The following is a 10,055-nucleotide window of genomic DNA, read 5'->3' as shown; positions in this document are numbered from 1 at the left end:
ATAACATCACACAATAACATAATGCTAGCACCTATTAATAACGTACTCCAATATAATGTACTGTGATTACTCGTATGAAAAAGCAATTTAGCAATATGCGGAACGGCTAGACCTATAAAAGCAATCGGTCCAGCGTAAGCAGTAATGCTTCCTGCTAAAATGCTGGTAGCGAGTATAATAATTAAACGTGTTTTTTTGAAATTAAGACCGAGGCTTTTGGCGTAATTTTCGCCCAATAATAAAGCGTTTAAAGGTTTGATACTATACAAACTCAATACTAATCCTGTAACTACACAGCCACTAAGAATGGAAATGGAAGTCCATGATAAATTACCTAAACTTCCCATAGACCAAAAAATAAATTTTTGCAACTGATCAGCTGAACTGAAATAAGTGAGCGTACTTACAATAGCATTTGTAAAACTACCAAACATAAGTCCCACGATAAGAATTACCATGGTATCTCGCATGCGGTGGGAGACTACTAAAACGGCTAATAAAACTAGTGTGCTTCCAACAGTTGAAGCGATGACAATTCCATAAGGGGAAACTAAAAGGGATCCTAAAAAAGGAGGTAGAATTCCTGCCCCTAAAATTACAAAAGCCACTCCTAAACTCGCTCCAGAACTTAATCCTAACACATAAGGTCCTGCTAATGGATTTCTAAAAAGCGTTTGCATTAATAAACCGCTGATAGAGAGTCCCATACCAACTAAGATTGCAGTTATTGCCTTGGGTAATCTATAATTAATGATGATGTATTCCCAAGTGGATTTACTAGCATGACCACCTGTTAGACTATTGTAAATATCCTTAAAAGGGATGGTGACTGAGCCTAAACTAATGTTTGTAAAAAACAACCCAAAGAACCCCAAACCAAGTAGAGAAAATAAGAAAATATTTTGTTGTTGTTGCTTCAATTTAATTCAATTTTTTGGCAAAAGTAAAAGCATAATTAGGAATTAACTCAGGATGAAAAATTTTAATATAATCTTTCAATACTAAATCAGGTCGGCTAGGGGCTAATTCATAATAGATAGTTCCGCCAGTAGGTCCAATTTTGCTTTCAAAAGTATAAATTTCTTTATTTTGAAAAGCATTAAATTGACTGTAGTGCGGATTGGCTTTTTCTAGTTCAGAGAGGTTTTTAAAGGAACCAGTTGCAATCCAGTATTGCGCATTTTTGCCTTTTTCTAATACCGTTTCAAAGGATAGGGCTAAACTTCCAGTTCCTTCGGCATCTGCCCATAAGTAATTGGCTTTGGCATCTTTTATAAATTGAGAAACCCAGCTGTTTCCTTTGGCAACAAACCATTGGTCTTGATACATAGAGCCATATAAAACTGTTTTTTCTTTATGAGGGTTTTCCACCAGTGCCGTAGCTTCATTATAATTTTTTACAATTCCATCAAAAAGTGTTTTAGCTTCTTTTTCTTTACCAAATAAAGCACCATACAATTTAATCCATTCAGCTTTACCTAGAGGTGATTGTTCCATCCAGTCTGCTTGAATGAGGACTTTTAAACCGCTTTTTTCAAGATTTGCAATCATAGGGTTACTGTTATCCATACTAAAAGTAACGATTAATTCGGGAGCCAAATTAATCAACTGTTCCATGTTTAGTTTTTCATTTTGTCCTACATTTTTAACGGCTCCTTTATCGATTAGAGCTCTCGTTTTTTCAGACGAAATATAATCCGTATGCGGAAAACCAACTAATTTTTTTTCGACTCCCAACATCTCTAAATATGGGATAATTGTTGTTGAAGTGACTACAATAGACTGCAATGGAACTAAAATCGAAGGATATTGTTGCAAACTATCAGGTAGAACTCCATTCTGTTCTTTTAAGATGTAGGTTAGGTTTTTAGTAGCATTTGGCCACGGATTAATGATTTTTATAATAGAATAACCGTTTTGTTTATAAATTGCTAAACTTGACGCATATTCAATACTGTTATTTGTTGATGGTGTGTTTTTATTTTCTAAAGTTTCTGACTTTTTACAACTAAAGAAACTTAAAAAACAGAAGATAAAAAAGATTTTATAGAGTGCAGTTTTCATTGTTTTTGATTCGATTTTGGAAACAAAGGTAGGAGAAATTATAAAAAACTCTCATTTATTTTTAATTAGCTTCAGAATTTCATGTTCTATATTTGCAACTAGAATACAAATTAGCCAATACTATTTAAATATCAAAAACATGAATTTTTTAACTTCTTGGAGCGGCGGAAAAGACAGTTGCTACGCTATGATGAAAGCTGTTGAGCAAGGGTATGTCCCCAAAGTTTTGTTGAATATGATGAACGAAAACGGCAAAATTTCTCGTTCACATGGTTTGCCATTAGCGATTTTGAAACAACAAGCTTTACAAATGGATTTGCCACTAGAGGCGGTTCCTGCGAGTTGGGAAGATTATGAGGTAAAGTATATTCAGACACTAAAAACATTGAAAGAGAAATACAACTTTGATGTAGCTGTTTTTGGGGATATCGATTTACAACCGCATAAAGATTGGGAAGAAAAGGTTTGTACCGCTGCTTCCCTACATGCGGTTTTGCCTTTATGGCAGCAAGATCGTTTGAAATTGGTCAACGAAATGATAGAAAAGGGAATCGAAACGATGATTGTATCCTGCAATGCACAAATGGGGGAGTCGTACCTTGGTCGCATTCTAACGCATGAACTTGCCCAAGAATTACAACAAAAAGGCATTGATCCATGTGGCGAAAACGGAGAATTTCATACGATGGTTTTTGATTGCCTACTTTTTAAAAATCCAATCTCCTTACCTGAATTCACTACAACCACCCATCAAAACTACTGTTTCATCGTTTGGGATAATTTATAATTTATTAGGAGCATCTTCCCACCATTCGTTACAAGCTTTTTGGATAAAAAACATTTTTCTACGCTAGGAGAGGAGCTTCCGCTGGTCGCTCTCTCCTAGCAAGAAAAATTGTTTTTTATCCTGCAAAGGCTTTTCACTGCTGTTGGGGCTAGGAAATTGGTCACTTATTAACGATTTTTAAAAGTCGTACTGTTATTTATTTCTGTTTTTAAGTTACTTCATTACAGTGTTTTGTGGCTGTTTTAAGTTGGAATTTTTAAAAATATCCAAAACAATAAATTTAATATTATCTTTGCCGCCGTATTGAGGTTGCTGTTTTATAATTTAAAAACAGCATTAAAAGGGAATCAGGTAAATGATTAAAATATAGAGGAACGATTCAAGATAAAATCTTAAATCGTAATCCTAGATGAAAATTCATTATTCCTGAGCTGTACCCGCAACTGTGAGCTATCCAGCTTGTTGTTATCTACAAAACCATTGTTCGCTACGGCGTATGAGAAGGTAAACAACAAGACGCAAGCCAGGAGACCTGCCTATTACATCGAGTATCAAACTTTCGGGAAAAAAAGGTTTGGGTATGGGTCATTCTATGCTTTTCTCCCATTTTTAATCATGCATTGGTTTAGAATCCTTTGCTAACTATTTTGTTAAAATGAACAAGAAAATCGTTCGTATCAGCGCGCTATGCGTATTAATCAGTGCTTCTATTTTTGCACAGAAAAAAGGGGAAATTGCAACTCCAAATGAATTAAATGAAGTAGTCATCTCCGACTCAAAATTTGCTTTGCCAAAAGAAAAATCTGGAAAAGTAATCGTAAAAATCACCGCAGCTGATTTAGCCAAAAAACAAGGACAATCCTTAGCCACCGTTTTGAGTACAGTAGCAGGAGTTGAAATCAACGGAAATCAGAGTAATGCAGGTAGAAATTTAGGGGTTTATATTCGTGGTAGCCGTAGTCGTCAAACATTAATTATAATTGATGGTGTTCCTGTTTCGGATGCATCAGAAATTAATTTAGTATATGATTTGCGTTTGCTTCCTGTGGAGCAGGTAGAAAGTGTTGAAATAATGAAAGGCGCTTCAAGTACCTTGTACGGTTCTGGTGCAGCTTCGGGAGTAATTAATATCACGTTGAAAAAAGGAACTCAAAAATCAATTTCAGGAAATGTGTATATGAATGCGGGTACGCAAACCACAGCAGATAAAACAAGTTATAGACCAGCCGAATTGAATCAAGGATTCAACTTTGGAGCTAAAAACGAAAAAATCAATTATTTTGCTTCACTAAATAGTAGTGCTGTTCAAGGGATTTCAGAAGCTAAAGGAGTAGGTTTTGAAGATGATTTGTTTCAGAGGGTAAATTCATTAGTTAAAATAGGTTTTACTCCAACCAAAAAATTAAGTTTAGACTTTTTTGCTAATTATGACCGAATCAAAAATGAATTTGATTCAGGTGCTTATGCAGACAATCCAGATAATTATAATATTTCAGAGCAATTCAGAGTTGGTTTTGCACCTAAATACAAATATAATAAAGGAGAAGTGGTAATGAATGCCACTGGAAACTTAATCACCAGAGAGTTATTGAATTTTGGAAGCATAACGGATTATAAGTCAAGAAACTTAAATGCAGATGCTTTTAATAAATACGAGATTTCAGATCAATTGTTTGTTGTAACAGGTGTTCAGTTTCAGTTTCAAGAAATGTCAATAAACAGTGCGTATACTAAAATTTCTAATTCATTTTCAAAATTCAATATTGTAGATCCTTATTTGAATTTTGTGTATAATTCGGATTTCGGTTTGAATATTAATGTAGGTGCAAGGTTGAACCATCATAGTGACTACGGAAATCATATGGTATATAATGTGAATCCTTCTTTTAGTTTTAAAAATATACCCTTCAAATTATTAGGATCTTTTAGTACCGCTTATATCACACCAAGTTTGTATCAACTGTATAGTACTTATGGGAATTTAGATCTAAAGCCAGAAGATAATAAAACATTTGAGGTAGGTTTTGAAGTTAAATTGTTAGAGGATAAATTAACGTTGAACTCCGTTGGGTTTTACAGAGAAGAAGATTCAGCTATTGAGTTTTATTCTAATCCACTTACTTATGTAGGTTCCTATTTCAATGCTAACGGAAAATATAATGCCAAAGGAATTGAGACTATGATTGCCTATGCGATAACTAATAAATTGACTTGGAACGCTAATTATACTTTCACGCAAGTGGAATCTAAAGCAGTGAATAATACTTTTCCAAATGTAAAAGCTAATTTGTATAATCCAAAACATAAGATTAATACAAGCTTAGATTTTCAGTTTTTAGAGCGCGCTTATTTTGGAGTTTCCTACCAATTTTTAGACAAAAGAGATGGTTTTACCGGATATCCTCCAGTAGTGTCTACTTTGGGCGCATATAAGTTGGTAAATGCAACGGCTAAATACAATATTATTAAAAACAAGATGACCATTTTTGGGGCTGTAACCAATATTTTTAACGAAGATTTTGAAGAAACGATTGGTTATAGTACTCGTGGAAGAAACTTTAAAATAGGATTTACTATTTTGTTTTAATGTACTCCTTGGACTCTTGATAAGAGCTTATTAAAAAAGAGTATTCCTATTAATACTATTTAGACTTAAGATGTACTACAATAAAATTTTTACATTTCTTTTTAAAATAAAATGATGCCGTAGCCCTACTTTGCTATAGTTTCCCTTTTCAATTAAAAAATCTTAATTTTCTTCACAGTAAATTCTAAGCCTAAATGGTATAGGTTGTAAAGGGTAAACCACAAGTTCAAACTGAGCCTGTCCAAGATGGCTTATGAATGATATTAAGAGAAGTTCAAAGCGACAAAGTGGTAGCATTTACTTTAAAAATAATACGTATAGTCTATAGGTTTTACTGACTACAACAATTGGAGAGAAAACGCCTTAAATATTCCGATATTTAGGGCGTTTTTCTATAATTTAAGTAACGTATTATGACTATTTATAGGGAAGAAAAGACTATGTTTTTTTTTTTTTCTAAAAAAGTATAGTTAAGGTACAGAAATGTTTTGCTTACTTTTTGTATTTACCGATCATAACAATTATGGGTTATGTAAGAATTTAAATATTATTGGATTAAAAAAGAATCTTTAATTAGTTCTAATCTAGTTTTAATCTAGTTGCTATATTGTTTTTTTATCAAATATGCTGGTATGTTTGTAAGGATATTATACCTTTGATTAATATTAGAATGAAAAATCAGTTGCGTAGATGGTAAATAAGAGTTACTAATAGGTAATTTTGTCTATGTTTTATAGTGTTTTATGTTTTTATTTTACAGACATTCAAAAAAATAACCCCAAAAAAATGAATCAATCTTTTACAAAAAAGTTATTGCTGCCTATTCTTTTTCTACTATTCTGTAATTACATATCGGCACAAGTTGGAGCTACAGTTATAGTTAAGCAAACCTACGTGTACGCGGGTGCAGGAACAATTGCTGATTTAACTAGTCAAGTAACGGGACTTCTTGAGCCTCCAATATGGATGAATGCTCCTGTTGGAGGTACTGCATATAGTCCGTCAGATCCGCTTGTAAGTGGTACTAAATATTATTTAAAAAATACTGAGGATAAAACCAAATACCGCATTGGTACTCGTTTACGAATTAATGTATTTGAAGTAGATGGTAAATTGGTTCCCAGTAAACCCAATCCCCTATGTGCAGGAGAAACAGTTGATATTAAAGCCGAAGGTTTATTAACTGAGGAAGAGTTTGACGCTAAAAATACAAATGGTTTGGGATTAAGTTTGACCAAAGTTGCGGTATTTGGATCATCTTCCTATTATGTAAAAACAGAACCTAATGGAGCGCCATTCAAGATGTCTTGGACTGCCGCTGATAACTTAATATCTGATATACCAGGGGCAACCATGTATATTATTAATGGAGGGACAGCTGGAGGTGCGCCACCAGCAGAAGAAGTAGCTGTCTTAGCAGGATTAAATGCATTAGACTTTTTAAACAAACCAGGTCCTCCAGTGGTAGCATCTGGTTTTGCTTTTTGGTTGGGATTAAAACAGTATGGAAATGCAACCGATTTTGATGATAGAACGGGAGTACTTAATAAAGGGTGGTATTGGATGGATGGAACACCATTAGAGTATCAAAACTGGGATAAACAACCTAATGGAACCTTAATAGAACCAAATGATTATAATGCAAATGGATCACAAGGACTTCCTGCTCATGATGAAGACAATGCTGAGTTTAATTTTCAAACTAGAAATGCTGCAGCATGGGTAGATGCACCTGATGCAAGTCCTGGTCATGCCTCTGCAGCTTTGTTTGAATTTCAAGGAATAACAGGGCTAATATGGGAAAAATACAATACCGCTACTACTAGTTGGGAGCCAATTTCTGGAGGAACTAATGGAGTTTTATCTGTAATCGCTATAGAGGGAACAGATAAATATCGTTTACTGTATAATATCAATGGGGTGCCACAAACTCCTATAACTTATGATGTTATTGGTGTAGGTGTAACAATAGCAACGCAACCCGTACCAGCAACAAGCTGTGGTGAGGATGTCTCTTTTGCTGTTGTTAGTAATGGAGATACCTATCAATGGCAGGTATCTACTGATGGTGCTACTTGGAATAATGTTGTGGATAATGCTATTTACAGTGATTCAAATTCAGTTGAATTAAAAATAACAAACCCTATCGCTACCATGAATGGATATTTGTATAGGGTTAATATTAATAAAACGGGGACTACTTGTAGTTTGCTTTCAGATGAAGTAAGTTTAACGGTAAGTACTTTAGCCACACCAACGATCTCAGCAGGAGGTCCGACGGCTTTTTGTACAGGAGGAAGTGTTGTTTTGACTTCTTCTTCTGCAACAGGAAATATTTGGTCAACGAGTGAAACAACACCATCTATTACGGTTTCAACTGGAGGAACTTATACTGTTAAAGTATCTAACGGCAGTTGTACGTCCGCTGAATCAATAGGAACGGTTGTTACCGTAAATCCAATACCTGCTACGCCTATAATTACAGCAACGGGATCTACCACGCTGTGTGCAGGAGAGAGTGTTGTTCTAACTTCTTCTTCAGCCACAGGAAATCTATGGTCAACGGGTGAAACAACAGAATCAATTACGGTTTCGACAGCAGGAAGTTATACCGTTGAAGTAACTACCAATGGTTGTACGTCGCCTACTTCGGCAGGTACAACGGTTACTGTAAATCCAATACCTGCCACACCAACGATCACAACAGGAAGTACAACTACTTTTTGTACAGGAGGAAGTGTTGTTTTGACTTCTTCATCAGCAACAGGAAATATTTGGTCAACAGGCGAAACGACACCATCTATTACGGTTACAACTGGAGGAACTTATACCGTTAAAGTAACAGGAGGGGGCTGTACATCGGCTGAATCAGCAGGAACGGTTGTTACTGTAAATCCAATACCGAGTACTCCTACGATTACAGCAACAGGGCCTACGGCATTTTGTACAGGAGGGAATGTTGTTTTGACATCTTCTTCAGCCACGGGAAACCGATGGTCAACTGGGGAAATGACACGAGCTATTTCGGTTTCAACAGCCGGAACGTATACCGTTGAAGTAACGATTAATGGGTGCACATCTCCTACTTCGGCAGGGACAACGGTTACTGTAAATCCAATACCTGCCACACCAACAATTACAGCAGGTGGTCCGACGGCTTTTTGTGCAGGAGGTAATGTTGTTTTAACATCTTCTTCCACTACGGGAAATATATGGTCAACAGGGGAAATTACACAATCTATTACGGTTGCCACATCAGGAACGTACACCGTTCAAGTAAGTGCGGGAAATTGTACTTCGGCTACGTCAGCAGGAACAGTAGTTACCGTAAATTCTTTACCAGTTACGCCTACGATTACAGCAGGAAGTTCGACTACTTTTTGTGCAGGAGGAAATGTTGTATTAACTTCTTCTTCAACTACAGGAAATAGATGGTCAACTGGGGAAACTACACGTTCTATTTCGGTTTCAACAGGCGGAACCTATACTGTTGAAGTATTTAATGGTAGTTGTTCATCAGCCAAATCGGCAGGAATGGTGGTTACTGTAAATCCAATACCTGCTACACCTACAATTACAGCAGGTGGTTCTACGTCTTTTTGTATAGGAGGAAATGTTGTTTTAACATCTTCTTCAACTACTGGAAATATATGGTCTACAGGAGATACTACACCTTCAATAACAGTTACAACAGCAGGAACCTATACGGTGAAGGTAGTAGAAAATGGATGTGCATCTCCTTCTTCGGCAGGAACAATAGTGACAGTAAATCCTTTGCCTAATATTAATACTAATGTGAACGGAAGAGATAATGTAGTAGTTTGTTCTGGATCGTCAACTATTTCAGTAATGCTAGATGCAGGTATACAGGACAGTACACCTACTAGTGATTATACTTATGTCTGGTTGAAAAATGGAGCTGCAATGACTCCTGCTGAAACAAATTCAGTTTTGAATGCTACTTCTGATGGAGTTTATACAGTCGAAGTAACTTCAAAAGCTACAGGTTGTAGCAAAATTAGAACCATTAAAGTGATTCCGTCCGAAGCTCCAGTCATTGCATCAATTGATGTTGTTGAATTGAGTGAATCTAATTCAATTACCATTCATCTTAATCCTGGTAAAGGGAACTATGTATATACTATTAATGGTATTAATGGCGTGTATCAGGAATCTAACTTCTTTAAAAATATAGCTCCAGGAGTTTATGAAGTTTTTGTAAAAGACAATAATAATTGTGGTAGTGATAGTAGAACCGTTTATGTGATTGGAGCACCTAAGTTTTTTACTCCAAACAGTGATGGCTATAATGATTATTGGAATCTGCAAGGAGTTAAAGGTTCAGTAAATGAAAATTCAAACATCTCCATTTTTGATCGTTATGGAAAACTTATAAAAGAATTAAAACCAAAAGATCAAGGTTGGGATGGGACTTTTAATGGAGCTTTGCTTCCCGCAACAGATTATTGGTTTTCTGTAAAACTGCTAGATGGTAGAGAGGCTAGAGGACATTTTTCATTAAAAAGATAATAATAATCCTAAAAAAGGATATTTGACTATTAAACAATAAAAAAGCGCTAATTAGCGCTTTTTTATTGTTTAATAGTCAAATATCCT

Annotated in this window: 5 protein-coding genes and 1 riboswitch; of the genes, 3 read left to right on the top strand and 2 right to left on the bottom strand. The window is 35.4% G+C overall.

Features of this window, described 5'->3' with window-relative positions; genetic code table 11:
* Both WBQ70_RS04420 and WBQ70_RS04415 read right to left on the bottom strand, forming a co-directional pair.
* Positions 1-920 (bottom strand): iron chelate uptake ABC transporter family permease subunit (locus tag WBQ70_RS04420; protein WP_423911110.1); only part of this gene is annotated, 920 nt, incomplete at its 3' end.
* Position 921: 1 nt separating this feature from the next.
* Positions 922-2,064: an ABC transporter substrate-binding protein gene (locus tag WBQ70_RS04415; protein ID WP_423911107.1), complete on the bottom strand. Its 1,143-nt coding sequence runs from the start codon at positions 2,062-2,064 to the stop codon at positions 922-924.
* Positions 2,065-2,203: 139 nt separating this feature from the next.
* Between WBQ70_RS04415 and WBQ70_RS04410 the strand changes: the two genes are divergently transcribed.
* The 3 genes from WBQ70_RS04410 to WBQ70_RS04400 all read left to right on the top strand — a co-directional run bounded on the left by WBQ70_RS04410 (position 2,204) and on the right by WBQ70_RS04400 (position 9,968).
* Positions 2,204-2,851, top strand: coding sequence for a diphthine--ammonia ligase (locus WBQ70_RS04410; protein ID WP_423911105.1), 648 nt, complete (start codon positions 2,204-2,206; stop codon positions 2,849-2,851).
* Between the two features lie 288 nt (positions 2,852-3,139).
* Positions 3,140-3,405, top strand: a riboswitch (cobalamin riboswitch).
* Between the two features lie 101 nt (positions 3,406-3,506).
* The gene (locus tag WBQ70_RS04405; protein WP_423911102.1) at positions 3,507-5,438 is read left to right on the top strand and encodes a TonB-dependent receptor plug domain-containing protein; all 1,932 of its coding nucleotides are present in this window, start codon (positions 3,507-3,509) and stop codon (positions 5,436-5,438) included.
* Positions 5,439-6,224: 786 nt separating this feature from the next.
* Positions 6,225-9,968: a T9SS type B sorting domain-containing protein gene (locus WBQ70_RS04400; protein ID WP_423911100.1), complete on the top strand. Its 3,744-nt coding sequence runs from the start codon at positions 6,225-6,227 to the stop codon at positions 9,966-9,968.
* The last annotated feature ends 87 nt before the right edge of the window (positions 9,969-10,055 follow it).

Origin of the sequence: Flavobacterium sp. (assembly GCF_049590715.1) — a bacterium.
Classification (GTDB): Bacteria; Bacteroidota; Bacteroidia; order Flavobacteriales; family Flavobacteriaceae; genus Flavobacterium.
Note: the sequence above shows the minus strand (reverse complement) of the source record. Positions and strands in the feature narration are given on the sequence as shown.

Bases quoted from the DNA above. Each gene is read 5' to 3' on its own strand.
- WBQ70_RS04415 (WP_423911107.1), bottom strand. From the start codon at position 2,064: ATGAAAACTGCACTCTATAAAATCTTTTTTATCTTCTGTTTTTTAAGT.
- WBQ70_RS04400 (WP_423911100.1), top strand. From the start codon at position 6,225: ATGAATCAATCTTTTACAAAAAAGTTATTGCTGCCTATTCTTTTTCTA.
- WBQ70_RS04410 (WP_423911105.1), top strand. From the start codon at position 2,204: ATGAATTTTTTAACTTCTTGGAGCGGCGGAAAAGACAGTTGCTACGCT.
- WBQ70_RS04405 (WP_423911102.1), top strand. From the start codon at position 3,507: ATGAACAAGAAAATCGTTCGTATCAGCGCGCTATGCGTATTAATCAGT.